Source organism: Pseudomonas sp. FME51, assembly GCF_014897305.1.
In genome coordinates, this window is sequence record NZ_JABUYN010000004.1 from 187,915 (window position 1) to 211,320 (window position 23,406).

25 protein-coding genes and 3 tRNA genes are annotated in these 23,406 nt (G+C 58.7%); 8 read left to right on the forward strand and 20 right to left on the reverse strand.

All coding sequences use genetic code 11. The features are described 5' to 3' along the window. Window positions 1-103 precede the first annotated feature (103 nt). Genes msrA through nudE form a run of 3 tightly spaced genes read right to left on the reverse strand, consistent with a single transcriptional unit; the run spans window position 104 to window position 2,146 of the window. A complete protein-coding gene (gene msrA, locus INT39_RS09160; protein ID WP_193073600.1) occupies window positions 104-745 on the reverse strand; it encodes a peptide-methionine (S)-S-oxide reductase MsrA in 642 nt (213 codons plus the stop codon). A 34-nt stretch (window positions 746-779) separates the two neighbouring features. Then, entirely contained in the window at window positions 780-1,583 is an 804-nt protein-coding gene (gene cysQ, locus INT39_RS09165) for a 3'(2'),5'-bisphosphate nucleotidase CysQ (protein WP_193073601.1), read from the reverse strand. Then, window positions 1,580-2,146, reverse strand: coding sequence for an ADP compounds hydrolase NudE (gene nudE, locus INT39_RS09170; protein WP_193073602.1), 567 nt, complete (start codon window positions 2,144-2,146; stop codon window positions 1,580-1,582). The genes cysQ and nudE overlap by 4 nt, the downstream gene beginning before the upstream one ends. A 66-nt stretch (window positions 2,147-2,212) precedes the next feature. Between nudE and yrfG the strand changes: the two genes are divergently transcribed. Beyond that, window positions 2,213-2,866: a GMP/IMP nucleotidase gene (gene yrfG / locus INT39_RS09175; RefSeq protein WP_413468912.1), complete on the forward strand. Its 654-nt coding sequence runs from the start codon at window positions 2,213-2,215 to the stop codon at window positions 2,864-2,866. A gap of 298 nt (window positions 2,867-3,164) precedes the next feature. Here the strand turns inward: yrfG and rimK are convergent, their stop codons facing one another. Continuing rightward, entirely contained in the window at window positions 3,165-4,070 is a 906-nt protein-coding gene (rimK, locus tag INT39_RS09180; protein WP_193073603.1) for a 30S ribosomal protein S6--L-glutamate ligase, read from the reverse strand. Between the two features lie 10 nt (window positions 4,071-4,080). Next, window positions 4,081-4,548: an ATP-dependent zinc protease gene (locus INT39_RS09185; protein WP_193073604.1), complete on the reverse strand. Its 468-nt coding sequence runs from the start codon at window positions 4,546-4,548 to the stop codon at window positions 4,081-4,083. A 160-nt stretch (window positions 4,549-4,708) separates the two neighbouring features. On the opposite strand from INT39_RS09185, the gene INT39_RS09190 reads away from it, so the two are divergent. From INT39_RS09190 to INT39_RS09200, 3 genes are all read left to right on the forward strand, one after another. After that, window positions 4,709-5,116, forward strand: a complete 408-nt coding sequence (locus INT39_RS09190; protein ID WP_193073605.1) for an RNA-binding S4 domain-containing protein — start codon at window positions 4,709-4,711, stop codon at window positions 5,114-5,116. Window positions 5,117-5,150: 34 nt separating this feature from the next. Beyond that, window positions 5,151-6,032: an Hsp33 family molecular chaperone HslO gene (gene hslO / locus INT39_RS09195; protein ID WP_193073606.1), complete on the forward strand. Its 882-nt coding sequence runs from the start codon at window positions 5,151-5,153 to the stop codon at window positions 6,030-6,032. 156 nt (window positions 6,033-6,188) lie between these two features. After that, window positions 6,189-7,733 carry a phosphoenolpyruvate carboxykinase gene (locus INT39_RS09200; RefSeq protein ID WP_193073607.1) on the forward strand — a complete coding sequence of 515 codons (1,545 nt, stop codon included), beginning with the start codon at window positions 6,189-6,191 and terminating at the stop codon, window positions 7,731-7,733. Between the two features lie 248 nt (window positions 7,734-7,981). Here INT39_RS09200 and INT39_RS09205 read toward each other — a convergent pair. From INT39_RS09205 to INT39_RS09225, 5 genes are all read right to left on the reverse strand, one after another. Further along, window positions 7,982-8,057: transfer RNA gene (locus INT39_RS09205), tRNA-Lys, on the reverse strand. Window positions 8,058-8,078: 21 nt separating this feature from the next. Then, window positions 8,079-8,155 (reverse strand) — tRNA-Pro (locus INT39_RS09210). A 12-nt stretch (window positions 8,156-8,167) separates the two neighbouring features. Next, window positions 8,168-8,243 (reverse strand) — tRNA-Asn (locus INT39_RS09215). A gap of 203 nt (window positions 8,244-8,446) precedes the next feature. Further along, window positions 8,447-9,763, reverse strand: a complete 1,317-nt coding sequence (locus tag INT39_RS09220) for an NAD(P)/FAD-dependent oxidoreductase (RefSeq protein ID WP_193073608.1) — start codon at window positions 9,761-9,763, stop codon at window positions 8,447-8,449. 42 nt (window positions 9,764-9,805) lie between these two features. Further along, on the reverse strand, window positions 9,806-9,982 hold the full coding sequence (locus INT39_RS09225) for a DUF3094 family protein (protein ID WP_193073609.1): 177 nt from the start codon (window positions 9,980-9,982) through the stop codon (window positions 9,806-9,808). A 172-nt stretch (window positions 9,983-10,154) separates the two neighbouring features. Here INT39_RS09225 and INT39_RS09230 point away from each other — a divergent pair, with 172 nt between their 5' ends. Further along, window positions 10,155-10,835, forward strand: a complete 681-nt coding sequence (locus tag INT39_RS09230; protein WP_319021339.1) for an energy-coupling factor ABC transporter permease — start codon at window positions 10,155-10,157, stop codon at window positions 10,833-10,835. A gap of 10 nt (window positions 10,836-10,845) precedes the next feature. On the opposite strand, the gene INT39_RS09235 is transcribed toward INT39_RS09230, so the two are convergent. After that, entirely contained in the window at window positions 10,846-11,544 is a 699-nt protein-coding gene (locus INT39_RS09235) for an SIMPL domain-containing protein (protein ID WP_193073611.1), read from the reverse strand. A gap of 159 nt (window positions 11,545-11,703) precedes the next feature. Here INT39_RS09235 and INT39_RS09240 point away from each other — a divergent pair, with 159 nt between their 5' ends. Both INT39_RS09240 and INT39_RS09245 read left to right on the forward strand, forming a co-directional pair. Continuing rightward, window positions 11,704-12,966: an ATP-binding protein gene (locus INT39_RS09240; RefSeq protein WP_193073791.1), complete on the forward strand. Its 1,263-nt coding sequence runs from the start codon at window positions 11,704-11,706 to the stop codon at window positions 12,964-12,966. Between the two features lie 52 nt (window positions 12,967-13,018). Beyond that, the gene (locus INT39_RS09245; protein ID WP_193073612.1) at window positions 13,019-13,573 is read left to right on the forward strand and encodes a response regulator transcription factor; all 555 of its coding nucleotides are present in this window, start codon (window positions 13,019-13,021) and stop codon (window positions 13,571-13,573) included. A 98-nt stretch (window positions 13,574-13,671) separates the two neighbouring features. Here the strand turns inward: INT39_RS09245 and INT39_RS09250 are convergent, their stop codons facing one another. The 4 genes from INT39_RS09250 to INT39_RS09265 all read right to left on the reverse strand — a co-directional run bounded on the left by INT39_RS09250 (window position 13,672) and on the right by INT39_RS09265 (window position 16,774). Then, the gene (locus INT39_RS09250; protein WP_226944649.1) at window positions 13,672-14,517 is read right to left on the reverse strand and encodes a Tim44 domain-containing protein; all 846 of its coding nucleotides are present in this window, start codon (window positions 14,515-14,517) and stop codon (window positions 13,672-13,674) included. An 87-nt stretch (window positions 14,518-14,604) separates the two neighbouring features. Next, entirely contained in the window at window positions 14,605-15,429 is an 825-nt protein-coding gene (locus INT39_RS09255; protein ID WP_193073613.1) for an SDR family oxidoreductase, read from the reverse strand. A gap of 26 nt (window positions 15,430-15,455) precedes the next feature. Then, on the reverse strand, window positions 15,456-15,920 hold the full coding sequence (locus INT39_RS09260; RefSeq protein WP_193073614.1) for a hypothetical protein: 465 nt from the start codon (window positions 15,918-15,920) through the stop codon (window positions 15,456-15,458). Window positions 15,921-15,976: 56 nt separating this feature from the next. Next, window positions 15,977-16,774: a TatD family hydrolase gene (locus INT39_RS09265; protein ID WP_193073615.1), complete on the reverse strand. Its 798-nt coding sequence runs from the start codon at window positions 16,772-16,774 to the stop codon at window positions 15,977-15,979. 189 nt (window positions 16,775-16,963) lie between these two features. Here INT39_RS09265 and INT39_RS09270 point away from each other — a divergent pair, with 189 nt between their 5' ends. After that, window positions 16,964-18,301 carry a DUF1329 domain-containing protein gene (locus INT39_RS09270; RefSeq protein ID WP_193073616.1) on the forward strand — a complete coding sequence of 446 codons (1,338 nt, stop codon included), beginning with the start codon at window positions 16,964-16,966 and terminating at the stop codon, window positions 18,299-18,301. Window positions 18,302-18,315: 14 nt separating this feature from the next. On the opposite strand, the gene INT39_RS09275 is transcribed toward INT39_RS09270, so the two are convergent. From INT39_RS09275 to nrdA, 5 genes are all read right to left on the reverse strand, one after another. Then, window positions 18,316-18,921 carry a flavodoxin family protein gene (locus INT39_RS09275; protein WP_193073617.1) on the reverse strand — a complete coding sequence of 202 codons (606 nt, stop codon included), beginning with the start codon at window positions 18,919-18,921 and terminating at the stop codon, window positions 18,316-18,318. Between the two features lie 91 nt (window positions 18,922-19,012). Further along, the gene (locus INT39_RS09280; protein WP_193073618.1) at window positions 19,013-19,555 is read right to left on the reverse strand and encodes a DUF3087 domain-containing protein; all 543 of its coding nucleotides are present in this window, start codon (window positions 19,553-19,555) and stop codon (window positions 19,013-19,015) included. A gap of 8 nt (window positions 19,556-19,563) precedes the next feature. Next, window positions 19,564-19,824 (reverse strand): class I ribonucleotide reductase maintenance protein YfaE, encoded by a 261-nt coding sequence (gene yfaE, locus INT39_RS09285; protein WP_193073619.1) that lies wholly within the window; start codon window positions 19,822-19,824, stop codon window positions 19,564-19,566. A 4-nt stretch (window positions 19,825-19,828) separates the two neighbouring features. Beyond that, a complete protein-coding gene (gene nrdB, locus INT39_RS09290) occupies window positions 19,829-20,962 on the reverse strand; it encodes a class Ia ribonucleoside-diphosphate reductase subunit beta (RefSeq protein WP_193073620.1) in 1,134 nt (377 codons plus the stop codon). 21 nt (window positions 20,963-20,983) lie between these two features. Then, entirely contained in the window at window positions 20,984-23,260 is a 2,277-nt protein-coding gene (gene nrdA / locus INT39_RS09295) for a class 1a ribonucleoside-diphosphate reductase subunit alpha (RefSeq protein WP_193073621.1), read from the reverse strand. Window positions 23,261-23,406: the final 146 nt, after the last annotated feature.

Sequence of the window (23,406 nt, forward strand, 5' to 3'; positions counted from 1 at the left end):
GGCTAAACAGTCACGACCCGAGGTCCTGATGGTCGAGGCTGAGTGGTATTTCGCGGTGCGAATGTTTTATTAGTAATTCACTGATTCTGCAAGTAAAAAACTATTACTGCATGCAAATTCCGGTCCCGGCGATGCCGCAATAACCACCCGGGTTCTTGTGCAGATATTGCTGATGCGGGGCCTCTGCATAATAAAACTCCCCAGCCGGGAGGACCTCGGTGGTAACACTGCCTTTGCCTGCATCCTGCAGAGCATCGGCGTAACGGGCGCGGGTGACTTCGGCCTGTGCCTGCTGGGCCATATCGCTGACGTAGATGCCGGAGCGGTACTGGGTGCCCCGATCATTGCCCTGACGCATGCCCTGGGTTGGGTCATGGCTTTCCCAGAATGTCCGTAACAGCTCTTCCAGCGACACAATCTCGGGATCGAAGACCACCAGCACCACCTCATTGTGTCCGGTCAGCCCGGAACAGACTTCCTCATAGGTCGGGTTGGGTGTCAGCCCGGCGCAATAGCCGACTGCGGTGGTGTAGACGCCTTCGATTTGCCAGAACAGCCGTTCGGCACCCCAGAAGCAGCCCATACCCAGAATGATCTGTTGCAGGTGATCAGGAAAGGGCGGTTTGATCGGTGTCTGCAGTACCGCATGAGTGCTGCTGGTGGGTAGCGGCTCGTTTCGGCCGGGCAACGCTTCGGCCTGGGTTGGCATACGCATTTTGTGCTCGGGAGGTGAATGGAAGAACATGACGGACTCCTGAAGCAATGGATCTTGAGGGGGATTAGCCGAGCAGCAGACGCAGCAGTGTCTCGTCGGGCTGGCCGGTAGCAATGAAATAGGGGTTCAGCCAGTCTTCCCGGTGCGGATAGGCGAAGCGTTGGCCATCGAGATCGAGTACGCGCCCGCCCGCGCCTTCGAGCACTGCCTGCGCGGCGGCGGTATCCCACTGACTGGTGGGAGCAAAGCGTGGATACAGATCCGCTTCGCCTGCGGCCAGCGTGCAGAATTTCAGTGAGCTGCCGACGCCGACCAGCTCGGTACCATGTACCTGCTGCAGACGGTTGAGCAAGGCTTCCTGTTCAGGGCTGCTGTGGCGGCGGCTGGCGACTACCCGCAACGGCGCCGCAGGCAGACGGCAATGGATCGGTTGGGCCGTCTCATCGCCCAGCTGCCGACAGCTGCCGCGACCGGCTCCGCCCCAGTAGAGCGTGTCGCGGGCCGGCACGCCGACGAAGCCGAAGCGTACCTGGCCCTGTTCGATCAAGGCGATGTTGACGGTGAACTCTTCGGTGCCGGCGATGAACTCCTTGGTTCCGTCCAGCGGATCCACCAGCCAGAAGCGATCCCAGTGCAGACGTTCGCTCAAGGGCACATCGGCGGCTTCTTCGGACAGTACCGGGATTTCCGGAGTCAAGGCGCGCAGACCATCCAGGATCACCTGGTTGGCTGCCAGGTCGGCAGCGGTAACCGGTGAGTCATCGGCTTTGGTGATCACTTCCGGATTCTGCTGCCACCAGGGCAGGGCGGCTAGCCCGGCCTCACGGGTCAACCGACAGAGTCGCTCGACGGCAATGGGCAGGCTCATCGCTGCAACTCGCCGCGTTGTTCCAGCAGATCACGCACCAGGTACAGCGCGGCAAGTGCGCGGCCTTCGGAAAAATTGGTGCGGGCGTTGAGTTCACTCAACTCATACAAGTCGATGCTGTCCACGCGGATCGGCTCGGGTTCGTCACCGGGCAGGCGCTTTTCATACAGATCGCGGGCCAGCACTACAGAGATGCTCTGGCTCATATAGCTGGGTGACAGTGACAACTTGGTCAGGAGTTCGAGGCGCTCTGCACCGAGGCCGGCTTCTTCCATCAGCTCACGGTTGGCGGCATCCAGTACATCCTCACCAGGCTCGACCAGGCCTTTGGGCAGTGATAACTGGTAGTCATGAATGCCACCGCAATACTCCTCGATCAGCACGGCAGTGCGTGCGTCCTTGAGTGCGACTACCATCACCGCGCCGTAGCCTGTGCCCGAGCCGACCAGTCGTTCATAGGTGCGCTCGGTGCCGTTGCTGAAGCGCAGTTGCGTCTGCTCTACGGTGAATAACCGGCTTTTGGCCACAATGCGGGCATCTAGAATGTCAGGCTTTTGTGGCATGTCGGCTCCGTTCTCATCAACTGGTTTGTTATCATAGCCGCTCACTCCATCAAAACCCAACTGGTCATGCTCAACTGGAATACCATCGACACCGTCCTGCTGGATATGGACGGCACTTTGCTCGACCTGCATTTTGACAATCACTTCTGGGTCGAATACCTGCCGCAGTGCTATGCCGAGCATCATGGGCAGTCATTGGCTTGGGCCAAGGCGGAGATTCATCCGTTGATGGAGCGTATCCAGGGCAAGCTGGACTGGTATTGTCTGGATTTCTGGACCCGTGAGCTGGACCTGCCGATTGTTCAGCTGAAACGTGAGATAGCTCATCTGATCAGTCTGCGAGCGGATGCGGACACTTTTCTGCGTGCCTTGCAGGGCAGTGGTCGTCAGGTGGTGCTGATCACCAACGCGCACCGTGATTCGCTGTCGCTGAAAATGGAACGCGTCGAGTTGCGTACCTACTTTCAACGACTGATCAGCTCCCACGATTTTGGTTATCCCAAGGAAGAACAGGCGTTCTGGTACGCCCTGCGTGCGGAAGTGGAGTTCGATCCCGAGCGCACGCTGTTCATCGATGATGGCCTGAACATCCTGCGCGCCGCCCGGGAGTTTGGTATTGCCCAGCTTCTCGCCGTACGCCAGCCGGATAGCAAAGGTGCGTTGCGCGATACTGAGGAGTTTGACGCGGTCGAGGACTTCGGTAGCTTGTATCAACCGTAAACGATAAGTTGTTCGGAATGTTGTTCACTTACGAGATTTTTTGTGCCTGTTGGTGCGAGTAGGGAGCAGGCTGGCCGGCAGAGCTGGGCCGACACGCTGCAAGTACGTCCTTGTAAGCTCGCGGTCGCCATCCCTGGCGACACGACGGTCGGCCCAGCTCTGCCGGCCAGCATGTTCCGTATAGATCTATGTTGTTGATGGCTTTTAAACCTTCAGCGGCCCCATGTTCATACCCTGGCGCCGTGAATGGCCACCCAAAACAGGAAGCCGCTTTGTTTTGCCGCTTGTTGCTCCCGCCTCAACCCTTGCCTTTGGTCCGAGTCTGATTCGGTCGTGCATTCTTTTCGATGTACGAGATGATCAGCCCGGCAACGTCCTTGCCGGTGGTTGACTCGATGCCTTCGAGGCCGGGCGAAGAGTTCACTTCCATCACCACCGGGCCGTGATTCGAGCGCAGAATATCTACCCCGGCCACGTTCAATCCCATCACCTTGGCGGCGCGCACAGCCGTCATGCGCTCTTCCGGAGTGATCTTGATCAGGCTGGCGCTGCCGCCGCGATGCAGGTTGGAGCGGAATTCGCCGGGCTTGGCCTGGCGCTTCATGGCGGCAATCACCTTGTCACCGACCACCAGGCAGCGGATATCTGCACCGCCGGCTTCGCGAATGTATTCCTGCACCATGATGTTGGCCTTCAGTCCCATGAAGGCTTCCAACACCGACTCGGCGGCCTGCTCCGTCTCGCACATCACCACGCCGATGCCCTGGGTGCCTTCCAGCAACTTGATCACCAATGGCGCGCCACCGACCATGCTGATCAGGTCGGGGATGTCATCCGGTGAATGGGCGAACCCGGTCACCGGCAAACCCACGCCCCGACGCGACAACAACTGCAGAGAGCGCAATTTGTCCCTGGAGCGGCTGATGGCAACCGATTCGTTGAGCGGAAACACGCCCATCATTTCGAACTGACGCAATACCGCCGCGCCATAAAAGGTGATGGATGCCCCGATGCGCGGAATAATCGCATCGAAGGGCTCCAGCTCGGAGCCCTTGTAATGAATGCTCGGCTTGTGGCTGGCGATGTTCATATAGGCGCGCAGGGTGTCGATCACCCGTACCTCATGGCCGCGCTCGCGGCCGGCTTCGACCAGGCGGCGGGTAGAGTAGAGATTGGGGTTGCGCGACAGTACCGCAATTTTCATGGTGTCTTCTTCAGCCTTCTGGGTTGAGGTGGGGTTGGGGTTCGCCCTGCACAAAGCGTAGCCCAGGGTTGATGACAAGTTGGCCGTCCAGCATGGCCGTGCAGCCGAGCAGCACCCGATAGCGCATGGACTTGCGGCAGGTGAGAGTGAAGTCCACCCACCAGCACCGGTCACCCAGCACCAGCGGAGTGCGGATGACGTGACGTTCCTGCAGGTGGCCGTTGGAGCTTTTCACCCGTTTGAAACTGATCAGCCGGGCCTCGCACTGCTTGTCATGGGGTTTCTGCGGCGTACCGGTATGGGCATTGAACCGCACCCAGGTTTCGCCGTCACGTTCGAATGTTTCAATATCGCTGGCGTGCAGCGCGGAGGTTTTCGCACCGCTGTCGACCTTGGCTCTGACTTTGTCTATACCAAGCGCCGGCAGGCCGATCCACTCCCGCAGGCCGATCACACTGAGATGGTCAAATGTCTTCATGCTGATCCCCTTGCCACCCACTGTCCGCAATGGCGCGCATCATGGGCCAAGATCGTGATTTCAACAAGACCCTTGCCTGGCCTTCGGGCGCGGCATTTTTCAGGGGTCCCCGTGCTTGTTACACTCCCAACAATACAGAGCCCTCAGGAGTACAGACCCGATGAGCGATGATGGCAAGGCGCGGTTGGATAAATGGCTGTGGGCGGCGCGTTTCTTCAAGACTCGAGCGTTGGCCAAGGCGGCGATTGAAGGTGGCAAGGTGCATTGCCGTGGTGAGCGTTGCAAGCCGGGCAAAGAGCCGAAAGTCGATGATGAGCTGCAGATTCGCCAGGGGCATGACACTCGTACTGTGGTAATCAAGGCCATTTCCATGGTGCGTCGTGGGGCTCCCGACGCTCAGCTGCTGTACGAGGAAACCGCCGAGAGTCTGCGTTTGCGTGAAGAGGCAGCGGCCCAGCGTAAAGCAGCTGGGCCGGGGTTGCTGATCAGCGAACATCGTCCTACCAAGAAGCAGCGGCGGCAGATCCACCGCTTTCGCGACGAGCGCAATACGCTTTCCGATGGGTGAGGGGTATAATCGAGGTTTTTCAAAGGTTGAAGCCATGCCGTCCCAGGATATCACCCAGCGCTTTCTATTCGAGCACGCCGACGTGCGCGGCGAGCTGGTGTCGCTGAATCAGAGTTATCGTGAAATTCTTGCCAAGCACGAATACCCCGAGCCGGTTAAGGCCTTGCTGGGTGAAATGCTGGCGGCTGCGGTGCTGCTGTCCTCGGCGATCAAGTTCGATGGTCTGCTGGTCATGCAGGCGCGTTCATCCGGTCCGCTATCCATGTTGATGGTCGAATGTTCCAGCCAACAGGAAGTGCGCGCCATTGCCCGTTACAGTGACGATCTGAGCGGCGACGGACTGCGTGATCTGATGCCCGATGGGGTGCTGGCCATTACCATCGATCCGAACAAGGGACAGCGTTACCAGGGCGTGGTGGCGCTGGAGGGAGAGTCATTGGCCGAGTCGCTGGCCGGCTATTTCGCCAGCTCCGAGCAGCTACCCAGTCGCTTTCGCTTGCTGGCTGACGGCCGTACTGCGCGTGGCTTCATGTTGCAGGCTCTACCGGCTGATCGTCAGACCGACCCGGCGGAGCGCGAAGAGACCTGGAATCGCCTGAGCATTCTGGCCGATACCCTGAGCGTTGAAGAGCTGATGGCGCTGGATAACCAGACGATTCTGCATCGGTTGTATCACGACGAAGAGGTGAGACTCTTTGATGAGCGTTCCGTTATCTTTCGCTGCAGCTGCTCGGCGGAACGATCCGGCAATGCGCTGGTCAGTCTGGGGCGCGAAGATGCCTTTGTGCTGCTGGACGAACGCAATGGTGAGATCGAGGTTGATTGCGAGTTCTGCAATTCGAAGTACACCTTCGACCGCGCCGCGCTGAGCGAGCTGTTCGACCAGGCTCGGGATCACGCGCAGAATCTTCATTGATGTCGGGGCGCTTCCTTAGCGCCTGGCTTCATTCTTTGGCATAATGTCGCGCCTGCGCGGTGATCTGGCGCTTTTCTTAAGCTGTAACCCTACGTGCTGAGGCCGAATCCATCGGTCTTGTGGAGATTTCGGTCAAGCCGAAGAGGACGAAGTTTGATGACGCAAGCTACCAACACAGTATTTAACGACCTGAGTATTGCCCAGCTGATCGAGTTGGCGATCCAGCGCAACGAGGGTCAACTGGCCGATAACGGCGCCCTGGTGGTGAAGACCGGTGAGCGTACCGGTCGCTCACCGATGGATCGCTACATCGTTGACGAGCCTACTACCAGCTCTGCCATTGCCTGGGGGCCGATCAACCGCCCATTCCCGGCGGACAAGTTCGATGCCCTGTGGACTCGCGTTGAAGACTATCTGGCCGAAGGGCCGAGCTATGTCTCCCATGTTCACGTCGGTGCCAGTCCTGATCACTACCTGCCGGTAATCATGGAAACCGAAACAGCCTGGCACAACCTGTTCGGTCGTACCCTGTTCATCAATCCGCAACAGTACAATCCGGCCGGAAATGACCAGTGGCAGATCCTCAATGCGCCGCATTTCGTCTGCGAGCCTGAGCGTGACGGCACCAACAGCGATGGCTGCGTCATCATCAACTTCGCCCAGCGCAAGGTGCTGCTGGCCGGCATGCGGTACGCCGGTGAAATGAAGAAGGCCATGTTCTCGGTGCAGAACTTCCTGCTGCCGGCTGCCGATGTACTGCCTATGCACTGTGCCGCCAACGTCGGTGACGAGGGTGATACCACGCTGTTTTTCGGTCTGTCCGGTACCGGCAAGACCACCTTGTCCGCCGATCCGGCGCGCAACCTGATCGGTGATGACGAGCACGGCTGGGGTGAGGGCATCGTGTTCAATATCGAAGGTGGCTGCTACGCCAAGTGCATCGACCTGTCGCAGAAGAATGAGCCGGTCATCTGGAACGCCATCAAGTTCGGCTCGGTGCTGGAAAACGTCATCATTGATGAAGACACCCGTAAAGCTGATTACACCGATGTGTCGCTGACTCAGAATACCCGTGCGGCCTATCCTTTGGAGCATGTTGAGAAGCGCGTCGAAGCCAACTATGCCGGCGAGCCGAACGCTATCATCTTCCTGACCTGTGATCTGACCGGTGTATTGCCGCCAGTGTCCATCCTCAATAACGAGCAGGCGGCTTATCACTTCCTGTCCGGTTACACCGCGCTGGTCGGCTCAACTGAAATGGGCTCGGGCGGCGGCATCAAGTCGACCTTCTCCACCTGCTTCGGGGCGCCTTTCTTCCCGCGTCCGGCCGGTGAATACGCTGAGTTGCTGATCAAGCGCATCAATGCGTTCGGCAGCAAGGTGTATCTGGTCAACACGGGCTGGACTGGTGGTGGCTACGGTGTCGGTACTCGCTTCAGCATCCCGACCACTCGCGCGATTATTGCCGCGATTCAGTCCGGTGCGCTGGCAGGTGCGGAAACCGAGCACGTTCCGGTCATCAACCTGGATGTGCCCAAGGCCGTTGCAGGCGTCGAGGCGGCGTTGCTCAACCCGCGCAACACCTGGAGCGATCCGGCAGCCTACGATGCCGCTGCGCGCGATCTGGCGGGCCTGTTCGTTGAGAACTTCAAGAAGTTCGATGTGACCGACGCCATCGCCAGCGCTGGTCCGCAGTTGTAAGCAGAGCCAGTCTGGTAACAACAAACCCGCCGTATGGCGGGTTTGTTGTTTGTGTGGGGTGTTTTTGTCTGCTTTGCTTTTTCGTTTGCCGCACAGCCGAGAGCCGGGCGCCTGAGGGTTCCCTGGGTGTCTTGAGTAATTGACGGACGGCAGAATGCACAGCAACAGATGTTCTGTGGGGGGATCGAAAAGAATAAGGAGGTTGAAACGAGAGAAAGTGCGAGATAACAGCAGAAGATATTTTTGAGTGGTGGGTCGTGTAGGATTCGAACCTACGACCAATTGGTTAAAAGCCAACTGCTCTACCAACTGAGCTAACGACCCAATGCTCAAAAACCAAAAAAATGGTCGGGGTAGGGGGATTCGAACTCCCGACATCCTGCTCCCAAAGCAGGCGCGCTACCAGACTGCGCTATACCCCGATCTTTACAAGGTGGCTCCGCGACCAGGACTCGAACCTGGGACCCAATGATTAACAGTCATTTGCTCTACCAACTGAGCTATCGCGGAATTACCTTGAAAACTCTCTGCAGGTTGCTGTGCGTTGTTGCTACATATCCCCTGCTGAGGCGCGCCATTTTACCGGCCACAGCTTGGCTGTCAAGCCCGAATTTGAGCTTCTTGTGCAAAGTTTGGCTTTAATTGAAAAAACACCGCAGAAGGGGCGATAGATGCAACAAGCGGTTCGCTTTGTTGCATCTATCGGGCTGTTTTCAATGCAGTTTCAGGCGCGGCTCTGTACTGCGGCCGATACGGTCGCTCAACATCAGCATGATTGTTCGTGGGAGGCCGTACAGCGCCATCTGGTGCATGCGGTAAAGGGAGAGGTAGAACATGCGTGCCAGCCAGCCTTCCAGCATGACGCTGCCGGTGAGATTGCCCATAAGGTTGCCGACGGCACTGAAGCTGGAAAGCGATATCAGAGAGCCGTGATCGCGATAGCGGTATTGCTTCAGTGGCTTGTCGTCCAGCAGGTTGATCAGGTTCTTGCTCAACAGGGTCGCTTGCTGATGTGCGGCCTGAGCGCGTGGCGGAACGAACTTGCCGGGTTCGTCCATCGGGCAGGCTGCGCAATCACCGAAAGCGAAGATGCGCTCATCCTGGGTGCGTAGGGTCTTGTCGACCACCAGTTGGTTGATGCGGTTGGTCTCCAGTCCCGTCTCGGTGAGGAAGGCCGGTGCCCGGATGCCGGCAGCCCAGACTTTCAGCGAGGCTGGAATGAATTGACCGTCTGCCAGTAGCAGGCCATCAGCCTGGACTTCCTTGACCGGTGAGCCGGTATGAATATGCACACCGAGTTTATTCAGTGTGGTTGCCGCCGTTGCCGAGATGCGGTCGGGCAGGGCGGGCAGGATGCGGGGCCCGGCTTCCACCAGATTGATGTTCAGGTCTTCCGGGCGAACCCGGTCGAGGCCGTAGGAGCGCAGCATCAGCGCCGCGTGGTGCAGTTCTGCGGCCAGCTCTACGCCCGTGGCGCCGGCGCCGATGATGGCGACATTAATGGCTTCGCTGTTGACCATCTCACCGCGGACCTGAGCCTTGAGATACTGATTGATCAGCCGGGTGTGGAAACGCTCGGCCTGGGCGCGGGTGTCAAGAAAGATGCAGTGCTGCGCGGCGCCGGCCGTATTGAAGTCATTGGTATTGCTGCCAACCGCGATGACCAGGTAGTCGTAACTCAGCTGCCGTGCGGGAATCAGGTCGACGCCATCTTCATCCTGAATGGGTGCCAGGTGCAGCTGACGGTGCTCGCGGTCCAGTCTGGTGAGACGGCCGAGCTGGAAGTTGAAATGATTCCACTTCGCCTGGGCAACGTAGTTCAGCTCTTCTTCAGTGGCATTGAGAGAGCCGGCCGCGACCTCATGCAGCAGCGGCTTCCAGATGTGGGTCATGTTGCTATCGATCAGGGTGATGCGGGCGCGCCTGCGTTTGCCCAAGGTGCGCCCGAGACGGGTGACCAGCTCAAGGCCGCCCGCTCCACCGCCAACAACGACGATATGGGGAAGGGGTGAATCGTTGGATTGTGACATTGCATGGACTCTCAGATAACAGGAATCAAGCGTCTGTCAGAGTCACGCAAGAACGAGCGCCGCAAGAAATCGCGCCAGCAGGCCAAGCCCGAAAACCGCACCCACGATGGCTGTGAGCAACCACCAGACCTTGAAAGGCTTGCGTTCAACCTTATGCAGGGGAGAGTTCAGATATTCTTCGACCCGTTTCTGATCTTCAGGGTAGAGACGGCTGGCCATGAGTCACCTTTCATTCTTATATGGACGCAATTCTGTGTTGCGCATGAGTCTGACGAACAATCTGAGCATTCTATGCCTCAAAACGGAAGATTGCACCTCAAGGCATTCCATGCGCTCTCTGTGAGCTTTGCAGGCTGGTATGATTGCCGTCTACAGATCCCAGGAGAATCCCGTGCTGTCAGTCAACCTGCTAACCGGAACCCAGATTGTATTCAGCCTGCTTTTATATGGCGGAGCGCTATTGTGGGCCTTGGCACGGGTTTCCTGGATTGAACTGGTGGCAGACAGTCGCCGTCAGCATCTGTTCTTCGGCAGCATCTTCGCACTGTTCGTGCTGTGGCTCCTGCGCAAGGAGTTCGATAGCGGACTGACGTTTCACTTTCTCGGGCTGACAGTGGTGACGCTGGTGCTGGACTGGCCGCTGGCACTGGCTGCTGGGGCGCTGGCGCAGTTTGCGCTGGTGCTGCTGGGGTTTGACGAGATTGGTGCGCTGGGGGTGAACGGGCTGTTGCGCATTCTTATTCCGGTGCTGGTGACGGTCCTGATGAGCCGGATGCTGGAACGTTTCAAGCCGAGCAATCTGTTTTTGTACATTTTCATCAGTGGCTTTTTTGCGGCGGCGCTGGCGGCGGTATGCACCATGCTGATGGGAATGGGATTACTGGCGTGGTCGGGGCACCTGGCGCCGCTGGGCTCGGTGGTCGAGCTGATCGGCTACATGATCATGGTGATGTTTCCCGAGGGCTTCATCAATGGCATGGGGGTGGCGGCGTTGGTGGTGTTCCACCCGGAGTGGGTGGAAACCTTCGATACCGATCGTTATCTGCAGGAACCCTTCGACGATGATCGCTGAAGCAGTCTGCTCAGGGCATCTGCACTTCGATCACGCCATCGGCATTGACTGTGACGTCCGCCTCGCCGCCTTCAACGGCGGGTGTGGCCATCTTCGCATCTGCGGCCATGGACATGCTGTTGGCGCGCATGTACGGACGCGGTGACATGAACTGTGTATTGAGGTTCAGCTGGACAATCTTGTAGCCGTTGCCGCCCAGCCCCTGAGTGGCGATATCGGCGCGCCGCTTGAACGCCGCGATGGCTTCCTTGATGAGGCTGTCTTCAGTAGCGGTGCGGTTGCTCGGTGACAGACTGAAGGACATGCTGTCCAGGTTGAGTTCACCGAGCAGATCACCGGTGACGGTCGAAACCTGCGCGAAGTCGGTGCCTTCCAGACGAATTTCGCCGCGCTCACGCCAGGCAACGATATTCTGACGTTTCTCGTCATATACCGGCTGGCTGGAGCGACTGCCGCTGGAGACCTTGATGCTCTTGTTCTGCCGCGCGGTTTCCAGTCCCGTGTTCAGGGTGGCGGTAATGCGATTGGCCAGTTTGGCGGGGTCGGTGTCCTGCTCTTCGGTAAACAGCACCACGGTGAGCGTGTCGTTGTTCACCGACTGCTGCACCTCAGCGCGAAGTGACACCTGATTGTAGTTCAGTGGCTCGGCCAGGGATTGCCCGGCAAAGGCCAGGCCCATGACCAGTGGTAATACAAGAAATGAACGCATGAAATTCTCCTTGGGCACATTGCCCTGAACTTTTGAGACAAGCAGCCAGCATAGCGGTTCCCGATGCGCTGGATCAGGGTTTTATGCGACCCTATGCCACATCAAGGCCGACCATGGTCGATTCTATACTGGAGTGAACTTTTGTCGCAGCGACTATTGATGAACCCGAATGCCTTCGCGCTCTCTCCTTCGCGGCAGAATCTCTGGCGGCTGATCTTCATTCGCCTGTTGGTCCTGACGGCGCAGGCCGCCTCGGTACTGGGGGCGTGGTTCAGTGGCTGGTTTTCTCTGGAGTGGACGCCACTGCTGCTGACACTGAGCGTCTCGGCGGGCATCAGCCTGCTTTCGTTGTTGCGACTGCTGCGCGATTGGCCGGTGACGGACGTGGAATACGGTGCTCAGCTGCTGTTCGATATTCTGGTGCACAGCGTGCTGCTGTATTACGCAGGTGGTCCGGCTAACCCCTTTGCTTCCTATTTCCTGGTGCCGCTGACCATCGCGGCGGCAACCCTGTCCTGGGTATATACAGCATGTCTGGCCAGCGTGGCGATGGTTGCCTACAGCCTGCTGCTGTTCTGGTATCACCCGTTGCCGCTGTTCGAGATGCCGGTGCGTGACAGCCAGATTGATATCCGGGTCATCGGCATGTGGCTGAACTTCGCCATGAGTGCCGGATTGATTACCCTGTTCGTCGTGCATATGGCCGAAGCCTTGCGCAAGCATGCCGACCGCCTCGCCGAGCGCCGCGAGCAGAGCATGCGCGACGCCCAGCTGCTGGGTATTGCCAGTGTCGCTGCGGGCGCAGCTCATGAGCTTTCCACCCCGCTGTCGACCATGAGCGTGCTGCTCAAGGATCTGCGTGCAGATTATACCGACCCCCAGATTCAGGAAGATCTCGCGCTGCTCCAGGAGCAGGTCCGCCAGTGCAAGGAAAGCCTGCAACAGATGGTGCGCAGCGCCGAGTTCAATCGCAGTCAGCCGCATAGCCATCAGCCTGCCGATGTCTGGCTCAAAGGGCTGCTGGAGCGCTGGCAATTGATGCGTCCAGAGGCGTCCTGGCAATTGAAACCAATGCCAGGGGGCGCGGTGCCGATGGTGCAGGATAGCCCCGAGCTGGGCCAGTCCATTCTCAATCTGTTGAATAATGCCGCCGACGCCTGCCCTGACAATATCACTATCGAACTGGGGTGGAATGCGCAGCGGTTACGTCTGTGTATCCGCGATCGTGGGCCGGGCGTGCCTTTGCATATCGCCGAGCAGCTGGGCACCGCCTTTGTCACTACCAAGGGCAAGAAGGGTTTTGGCTTGGGGTTGTTTCTCAGTCAGGCCGCGGTCGAGCGTATTGGCGGCAGTGTGAAACTGTTCAATCAGGATGGCGGGGGTACCCTGACCGAGGTAATCTTGCCGGTAGGGGATCTCTGAGCCCTTATTGTCGTCAGGTTCTCGGGACTCCCATGGCAATTGAGGAACATGCATGACAGAAGAATTCAATCAGGAAGAACAGCCGCTGCTGTTGCTGGTGGATGATGATCCGACCTTTACTCGAGTAATGGCCCGGGCGCTGACGCGCCGAGGGTTGCGGGTAGACACTGCGGGCGATGCGGAAGAGGCAATGGCCATCGCGCGGCAGAGAAAACCCGACTACGCGGTGCTGGATCTGAAGATGGAAGGCGACTCGGGGTTGGTGCTGCTGCCCCGCCTGCTGGAGCTGTATCCCGATCTGCGGGTGGTCATTCTCACCGGCTACTCAAGCATTACCACGGCTGTGGAAGCGATCAAGCGGGGTGCCTGCAACTATCTGTGCAAACCGGCGGACGCCGATGATGTGCTGACGGCGCTGCTGTCGGATCAGGCCGATCCGGAAAGTCTGGTGCCGGAACATCCTATGTCGGTGGATCGCTTGCAATGGGAGCATATCCAGCGGGTACTGGCGGAGCATGAGGGGAATATTTCGGCGACGGCGCGCGCGTTGGGCATGCATCGCCGGACCTTGCAGCGCAAGCTGCAGAAACGGCCGGTACGGCGTTGATCGATATCGAACGGACAGCTTGCTTGTCGGCATAAAAAACCCTCGGTTTGAGAAAGCCGAGGGTTTTTTATTGCTGCGGCGTTAGCCGCGGCGGCTGATCAGTTCTGACGGATGCCGCAGATGGTCCACGGTTGGTTCTCGCCGTCGGCACGCTCCAGGCGCCAGCTTTCGTCGAAACGTTCGCCTTCATCCTGCGGGAACTCACGATCCAGGCCGGTGAAGCCGACTGTCGCAATGGTGCGGCCTTCGCGTTGCTCTATCCCTTCCAGGCGCACTTCCAGCTGTTCGATAAAACCGTTACTGCTTGGCGGAGCTTCGGCACGGGTGGCTATCATCTGTTGCAGCAGGGCCGGATCCAGATATTCCGCCATACCGGCGGTGTCGCCGTCACGCCAATGGCGCTGCAGGGTGAAGAAATGTTCTTCGGCGCCCTTGAGGAAGCTGGTCTCATCGAACCACGCCGGTGCCTGCATGGTGATCGGCTGAGCTACCGGTTGCGCGGTGGCAGCGCCTTGCGGTGACCAGCTCTGCGGACCTTGTGGGTGGTCGACCGGGCCGCCGGCTGGGTGTGGTTGGCGCTGCATGGCGGCCGCATTGCGCCGGGAAAATAGCCTGAACAGCACAAAGGCAATGAGCCCGAAGATCAGAATGTCAAAGAACTGCAGGCCCTGGAAGCCATCACCGAACAGCATCGAGGCCAGCAGACCGCCAGCAGCGATACCGGCCAGCGGGCCGAGCCAGCGGCTGGCACCGGATGTGGCTGCGGGATTCTGTTGCTGATTGCGCGGGGTGGCCTGCTGTGTCTGCTGGCGTTGGGCCGGCTGGCTCTTGTGCATGGGCGCGGAACCAAAGCTCTTGCCGCCTCCCATGCGACGTGCTTCGGCATCGGGAACGGCCAGGCCGACCATCAGAAATACAGCAAAAAAGGGTATCAGCCAGCGCATGGGCAGGTCTCTCCAGAATGAAAGTCGAGCGATAGTGCCAAACATGGACAACCGTCGCCAGTTTTAATATGTTTCGATGTTTGCGTCTCAGGCCTTATTCAGCCCGAATCGCTTGCGCAGCCGCGCCTCGAGTACCGACGCCGGCAGCCAGCGTTTCAGTCGTACCATACTGCGACTGCCTGATCCGATCAGGGCGGTTTCCGGACGTAACGGGTTGTTGATGTAGCCCATCAGCTCCACCGCAAAATCACGTGCGGAGGTGGATGAAGATTTCTGCGAGGCGTTGGCCCGAGCCTGCACGGCCTTTTCCCACGGCTTGAACCAGGAGTCTTCTGTCATGGTTATCGCGGCGGTGGCGTTGCTGCCGAAATCCGAGGCGATGGCCCCCGGTTGTACGGTCAGCACGCTGATGCCAAAGGGCGCCAGCTCCATGCGCAAGGCATCGGAGAGTGAGTGCAACGCGGCTTTCGAGGCGCAATAGACGCCGGAGAAGGGCGTCGTGGTGACACCTGATACGCTGCCGATATTAACGATCAACCCGCGGCTGTCGCGCAACAGATCAGCATTGGCGCGCACCAGCTGCAGGGGCGCGAACACATTGGTATCGAACTGCTTGAGCAGGGTCTCACGATCGGCATCCAGCACCGGGCCCATGGCGCCGTAACCGGCATTGTTGACCAGCAGATCCAGCCGTCCGGCTTCACTGCGCAAGCGTTCGCTGCAGGCGGCGATCTGTGCGGCATCGTTTACATCCAGGGTGACTGCCTGCGCACCGCGGCTGGTCAATGGCGCGAGAGTGGCGGGGTTGCGTGCAGCGGCGAACACCTCATAGCCTGCGTCCAGGCAGAGGTGCGCGAGCGCCTGACCGATACCGCTGGAACAGCCGGTAATCAATGCGACGGGTTTGCTCATGAGTCGTCCTTTTTTATGATTATTGGTTATTTGGTGAAATCGGCGCGGACCTTGTCGGCATAGTATTCCAGGTCCTCGGCGCGAAAGCCGCTGCGCAAGCGTGGCACGCTGTAGCATTGCTGCCATTGTTGCGCGGGGTGTAATGGCTGGTCGAGGCGATAGAGGCTATCGGTGACGCTGATGTCCAGCAGGTTGGTATTGTAACCGGGCTGCACGGCGCGCAATTGCCAGCTGATCTGGGTGGCGGTCTGGGCGCTGCTGTTATGAATGCTGACCTGCAGTGGCTTGCCGAAGTCGCACTGTTCGGGCAAATGACGCACGCGGATCTCCAGCATGTCCACTTGCTTGTCGTGCTGCCACTGCCAGATGCCGACGCCTGCCGCCAGTACCAGCGTGATGGCAATGATGATGCCGCTGGCTGGCAGCATGATGCGCGGAAACCGCATCAGTAGCACCAGCCAGATCAGTAGCAGCGTTATGCCCAGTGGCATCGGATCTCCTTGCGGTTATTTCTATTGAATAATCCGACTCTACCAGACCCGTGTATTCAAGACACCGCAGCTAAGGGCCAGTCGAACAATTCACAGGTGTTATGCAGGCATTGGCGGGCCAGTTGTTCCAACGACTCGCCGCGCAGCTCGGCCAGATGGGCGCAGATCTGCGGCAGATTCTGTGGACTGTTGCGTTGATAGGGGCGAAACGCGGGTGCCATGTCCGGGCAATCGGTTTCCAGCACCAGACTCTCGGCGGGCAATTGTGCGATGACGCGATGCATGCGCTTGGCCTGCGGCCAGGTGGCCGCGCCCCCCATGCCCAGTTTGAAGCCCAGCCGGATATATTCGCGCGCCTCCTCGAAGCTGCCGGAAAAAGCATGAATGATGCCGGCGCGACGCAACTTGTAACGCTTCAGGGCTGCGACTACCGGCGCATGGGCGCGGCGCACATGCAGCAGCGCCGGCAAGTCGATGTCAGCGGCGATCTGCAGCTGGGCGTCGAACAAGGTTTGCTGACGCTCGTGGTCCAGCTCGGTAAGAAAATAATCCAGCCCGAACTCGCCCACGGCGCAGCAGCGCGGGTGGCTGACATGACGCTCCAGGCGGTCGCGCAGATGCTGCAGATCCTCCGGGTGGTGTTCATCGAGAAAGACCGGATGCAGACCGAAGGCGGCGTACAGCCGTGGATCAGCCTCGACCAGCGCCCAGAGGGTATCCCAGTTGCTCTGGGTCACGCCCATGATCAGCAATCGCTGCACGCCGAGGCGCTGACTGTCGGCCAGTACCGCATCACGGTCGGCATCGAAGTCGTTGAAATCCAGATGGGTGTGGGTGTCGATGTATGTGTTCATGCCCCATAGCATCGGCACTCGCAGGCTGTGCTGCAAGCGCGGCGGCGGGGCACTGTGTCATTTTGTAGCGGAATAGAGCGTAGCGGAGGCTTTCGCGTTACAATCCCGGAGTTTTGGCGTTTTATTTCAATCAGACTACTCGCTGGCGCTGTCATGCGGGTAGCCGTACTGGTTCGCAGGGAGTTGTGCATGTACAGGAAGTTCGGGGTGGTATTACTGGCCGTTTTCGCGTGCCAGGCTCAGGCCAAGGTGGATCCAGCTCAGGCAGCACGTCTGGGTGCGGATTTAACGCCATTAGGCGCTGAGCGGGCCGGTAACGCGCAGGGCACCATTCCTGCCTGGACCGGTGGAGTGACGCCGCCAGCGCAGTATCGGCCGGGAATGCACCATCCCGATCCCTTTGCCAACGATGCCATGCTCTACCGTGTTGACGGCTCCGATCTTGGTCAGCACCGGGAGCAGTTGCCCGCAGGTCTGGCCGATCTGCTGGAACGTAATCCTGATTATTACCTGCAGGTCTATCCGACTCGCCGCAGTGCCGCTGCACCCCAGCGCATCTACGACGCCACCCGTGAAAATGCGGTCAATGCCGAGCTGATCTCCAATGGCAACGGTATAGCCGGAGCGGTGGCCGGGATACCTTTCCCGATCCCGCAGGACGGTATGGAAGTCATCTGGAACCACATCCTGCACTACAAGGGCGAGCAGACCCACTTCATCAACAATCAGGCGGTGGTGATCAATGGTCGCAGCAACCTGATCAAGCGTGACCGCTATGTTTTCTATGTCTACAACCGTGAGGGCATGACCCGTGAGGAAATGGACAACACCCTGCTGTACTACCGCTATCAGGTGACGGCGCCGGCCAAACTGTCCGGTACTTCGCTGGTGGTGCAGGACCCGCTGGATCAGGTGCTGACGACGCGCCGTGCCTGGCGCTACAGCCCGAGCGACCGTCGAGTCCGGCGCCTGCCATCGCTGGCCTACGATTCGGTGCAGCCGGATACCAGTGGCCTGGCCACCGCCGATGTGGTGGACTCCTACAATGGTGCGCCGGATCGTTATGAATGGGCGCTGGTCGGCAAGCAGGAAATGCTGGTGCCCTACAACAGCTATGCCGTGCACCAGCAGGGCATCAATTACGACCGCATCGTGCTGCCCAAGACCCTGAATCCGGAGCTGCTGCGCTATGAACTGCACCGGGTCTGGGTCGTGGAGGCCACGCTGCGGACGGGCTATTCCCATCCCTATCACACGCGGCGTTTCTATGTGGACGAGGACAGCTGGCAGATCCTGGCGGTGGACCTGCGTGACGACAAGGGCGAACTGGTCGGACTGCAGGAAAGCCACCCAATCAGCTATTACGAGCTGCCGATGTTCAACAGCACCCTGGAAACCCTCTATTACTTGCAGACCGGCAACTACTTCGTCGACGGTCTGGACAACAACGAGCCGATGTACGACTTCAATTACGAGATGTCACCGCGGGACTTCTCGCCGCAGGCATTGCGACGCGCCGGCAACTGATCAGCTGCAGCAGCTCACTGGCCGGGATACTGATGTTTCTTCAGTAGCCCGGCCAGATGCACGCAATTCTGCGCCATCACGCGGGTGGTCTGCGCGACCTTGTCAGGGGTTGATAGCAGATCCTTGAAGTCAGTCGAACCCATGGCTTCGCCTACCCAGTAGGTGCAGCTATTGGCGGGAATGGTGAAGCCGACGTCATTCAGTCCTTGGTACAACTGCGCCACGATATGGTGGGCACCGTCTTCATTACCTACCACAGCCACGCCGGCCACCTTGGCGTAAGACAGCATGCGGCCCTGATCATCGGTTTCACTGAGCAGTGCATCCAATCGCTCCAGCACGCGTTGGCACAGGCTGGATGGGTGGCCGAGCCAGACTGGTGTGCCCAGTATGAAAATATCGGCATCCAGCATTTTCTGACGAATCATCGGCCAGTCATCACCTTCCCCTTCATCGGAGGTGACGCCCGGCTTGATGTTGTAATCGACGACGCGCAACAGCTCGCCTTTCACGCCGTGTCCCTGCAGCGCAGCCAGTGTCTGCTGCAACAGCAGGTCACAGGAGGATGCTGAGGGAGAAGGTTTCAGGGTGCAGTTGAGGGCCAGGGCAGTGAGCGGCATGGGGAGTCTCCGGACAAGGGCTTCAGAGATTTGGTCAGGTGATCGTCCTGTTGGTTCAAGTAGCTTTGCCGGTCAGCGTCCGAGTTCCGTCCTATCGAAGTTTACTGTCGCGCCATAGAGAGCTGACCTCGGCTAGCCAGCTGGGGTCCAGACGGTTCTGCTCAAGTTCGATACCTTGCGCCAGCATGTGTTCGCGGTGCTGGTCGACTTCCTTGATCAGGTCGCTGGCTGCGCTGCTGTTGCCATCCAGCTGGTGCATCTGTGTCAGGCCCAGATGATAGAAGCGCAGCACGCGCATGGCTGTCGGGTCATCGGCAGCAATGCCTGCCTTCACCTGGTGCAGAATATTGGTCACCTTCATCAGGTTGCGTTTGAGTCGAAAACCATACACCGCCGCAGTCATCCATGGCTGCTGCCAAAGATGCAGGCGCACCAGGGCAATGGTCAGCAGCAGGCCGGCAATCACGCCACCGAGGTTCCAGCGGAAGTTGTTGCCGCCGGGTTCACCGAACAGGACAACGGACAGGCTAGCCAGCGAGATGCACAGTACCGCCAGGATGGCACAGAGGATCAGGGTGCTGCGGCGGGTCTGCTCGCGGTAGAGGAGTGGATCCATGGGCTGGATTTCAAACATGGCGCGCCTCAGAGTTTGCTTTTCAGCGGTACGTTGATGACGATGGGTTCCTGTACCCGGCAGCAGCAAGGCAGGATCTCGTCACGCTTGAGAAAGGCCAGCGGCGACTTCGGGTAGACCACGCTGCCGGATTTCAACTTCACCCGGCAGGCGCCGCAGTAGCCACTGCGGCATTGGTATTCCACATGGTGGCCGGTACGCTCCAGGCCTTCCAGCAGCGTCTCGTCTTCATCCAGTTCGAAGAAAGTGTCGCGGGTAAATACCTGCACCGCCTTACAGCTCGAACTCGCCCAGATCTTCCAGCGATACTTCTGAATCGATCTGGCCGACCAGGTAAGAACTGACCTCTACCTCTTGCGGCGCTACCTGTACGTTATCGGACACCAGCCAGGCATTGATCCAGGGGATCGGGTTCTGGTGGGCGCCAGGGAAGATGGGTTCCAGTCCAACTGCGCTCATGCGCAGGTTGGTGATGTATTCCACATATTGGCTGAGGATGCTGTAGTTCAGGCCGATCATGGAGCCGTCCTTGAACAGATACTCGGCCCATTGCTTCTCCTGTTCTGCGGCGTGGCGAAAGATCTCCACAGACTGCTCATGGCAGGCCCGCGCGACTTCAGCCATCTGCGGGTCATCCTCACCTTCCTGCATGATATTGAGGATGTGCTGGGTGCCGGTCAGGTGCAGTGCCTCGTCACGGGCGATCAGGCGGATAATCTTGGCGTTGCCTTCCATCAGCCGGCGTTCGGCGAAGGCGAAGGAGCAGGCAAAACTGACATAGAAGCGGATCGCTTCGAGCACGTTCACCGACATCATGCACAGATACAGCTTTTTCTTCAGCTCGAACAGTTCGATGGTAACGCTCTGACCATTGAGCTGATGAGTGCCCTCACCAAACTGATTGTACAGATTGCTGTACTGGATCAGATCATCGTAGTAGTTGGCGATGTCTCCAGCGCGTTCGATGATGTGCTGGTTGCGCACAATATCGTCGAACACCACCGCAGGATCATTGACGATGTTGCGGATGATATGGGTATACGAGCGGCTGTGGATAGTCTCGGAAAATGACCAGGTTTCAATCCAGGTTTCCAGCTCGGGGATGGACACCAGCGGCAGAAAGGCCACGTTCGGGCTGCGACCCTGAATTGAATCCAGCAGCGTCTGATACTTCAGGTTGCCCAGGAAAATGTGCTTTTCGTGCTCCGGCAGGTTGCGGAAGTCGGTGCGGTCCTGGGAAACATCGACCTCTTCCGGGCGCCAGAAGAACGACAGCTGCTTCTCGATCAGCTTTTCGAAGATCGGGTATTTCTGCTGGTCATAACGAGCAACGTTGACCGGCTGGCCGAAAAACATCGGCTCGCCCATCTGGTTGTTATCGGCCTGGGAAAAGGTGCTGTATTTCATTTTCATCGTCATCGTCATATCTCAGATCTTGCAAGCGCCGCCGGCGCAGTCATCAACCATGTCAGCCTGGTCATCATCGGCACCGTCGCGGGTGTTCTGATAATACAGGGTCTTCAGACCGAATTTGTAGGCAGTCAGCAGATCCTTGAGCAGTTGGCGCATTGGCACGCGGCCGCCTTCGAAGCGTTGTGGGTCATAGTTGGTGTTCGCCGAGATCGCCTGGTCGACGAACTTCTGCATGATGCCCACCAGCTGCAGGTAGCCATCGTTATTCGGCATCTGCCACAGCAATTCATAGGCGTCCTTGAGCTCATCGTAATCCGGCACCACCTGCTTGAGAATGCCGTCCTTGGATTGCTTGATGGTCACCAGGCCGCGCGGCGGTTCGATGCCGTTGGTGGCATTGGAGATCTGGCTGGAAGTCTCGGACGGCATCAGCGAGGACAGCGTCGAGTTGCGCAGGCCGTGTTTGACGATATCGGCGCGCAGGGCTTCCCAGTCCAGGTGCAGTGGCTCTGAGCAGATCGCGTCCAGATCCTTCTTGTAGGTATCGATCGGCAGCACACCCTTGGCGTAGGTGGTTTCGTTGAAGCCGGAGCAGGCACCGCGCTCGCGGGCCAGGGTATTGGAAGCCTTGAGCAGGTAATATTGAATCGCTTCAAAGGTGCGGTGCGTCAGGTTGTTGCCGGAACCATCGGAATAACGTGCGCCATTCTTGGCCAGGTAGTTGGCAAAGTTGATGACGCCGATACCCAGGGTGCGACGTTTCATCGACGCCTTGCGCGCTGCTTCGATAGGGTAGTCCTGGTAGTCCAGCAACGCATCCAGTGCGCGTACCGCCAGCTCGGCCAGTTCTTCCAGCTCGTCCAGGCTGTTGATGGCGCCCAGATTCAGTGCTGACAGGGTGCACAGGGCAATTTCTCCGCTGCCATCGTTGATGCCATCCAGTGGGCTGGTCGGCAGGGCGATTTCCAGACACAGGTTGGATTGGCGCACGGGCGCAACAGCCGGATCAAACGGGCTGTGGGTGTTGCAGTGGTCGACGTTCTGGATATAGATACGGCCGGTGCTGGAACGCTCCTGCATCATCAGCGAGAACAGTTCGACCGCTGGAATGCTGCGCTTGCGGATAGTCGGGTCCTGCTCATATTTCTGATACAGCCGCTCGAACTCGTCCTGATCTGCGAAGAATGCGTCGTACAGGCCGGGCACTTCATGCGGCGAGAACAGGGTGATGTTGCCGTTCTTGATCAGGCGCTGGTACAGCGTGCGGTTGATCTGTACGCCATAGTCCATGTGCCGCACCCGGTTCTCTTCCACGCCACGGTTGTTCTTCAGTACCAGCAAGGACTCCACTTCCAGGTGCCAGAGTGGATAGAACAGGGTGGCCGCGCCACCGCGCACGCCACCCTGGGAGCAGGACTTGACCGCCGACTGGAACAGCTTGAAGAACGGCAGGCAGCCGGTGTGCTGGGCCTCACCGCCACGGATAGGGCTGCCGACAGCGCGGATACGTCCGGCATTGATACCGATGCCGGCACGCAGCGACACGTACTTGACGATCGCCGAGGTAGTGGCGTTGATCGAGTCCAGGCTGTCGCCGCACTCGATCAATACGCAGGAGCTGAACTGCCGAGACGGCGAGCGTACGCCGGACATGATCGGCGTCGGCAGGGAGAGCTTGAACAGCGAGATGGCGTCGTAGAAACGCTTGATGTAGCTCAGCCGGCTATCCTGCGGGTAGTCGGCAAACAGGCACATGCCGATCAACATGTAGAGCATCTGCGGGCTTTCATAGACCCGGCGGCTGACCCGATCCTGGATCAGGTATTTGCCTTCCAGCTGCTTGACCGCCGCATAGGAGAAGTTCAGATCACGGCTGTGGTTGATGTAGTCGTTGAGGGTGTCGAACTCGTCCCGACTGTAATCACGCAGGATGTGCTGGTCGTAACGGTTCATTTCCGTCAATGTGGTGACGTGATCGAACAGGTGTGGCGGCTCGAACTGACCATAGGCTATCTTACGCAGATGGAAGATCGCCAGGCGCGCGGCCATGTACTGATAGTCTGGCGTGTCCTGAGAGATCAGGTCGGCGGCAGCCTTGATGATGGTTTCGTGAATATCCTGGCTGCGGATGCCATCATACAACTGGATCTGCGACTTCAGTTCGACCTGAGAGACCGATACATTGCTCAGACCCTCTGCAGCCCAGTCCAGGACGCGATGGATCTTGTCCAGATTGATGGGTTCCTGGGAGCCGTTGCGCTTGGTTACTTTGAGGGACTGGAAATCGGTCATCTGGCAATTCCTGGGCAAAAAGGCTTGAAAATAAAGCGCAAGCGTTATAGGGCTTGCGCACAACATGTAGTGTTAAGAAGGATAATATTGCGCAATATAGTGGGTGTTCCTGAATGGGTCAACCCGATCTGTCTGATGGCGCCCGG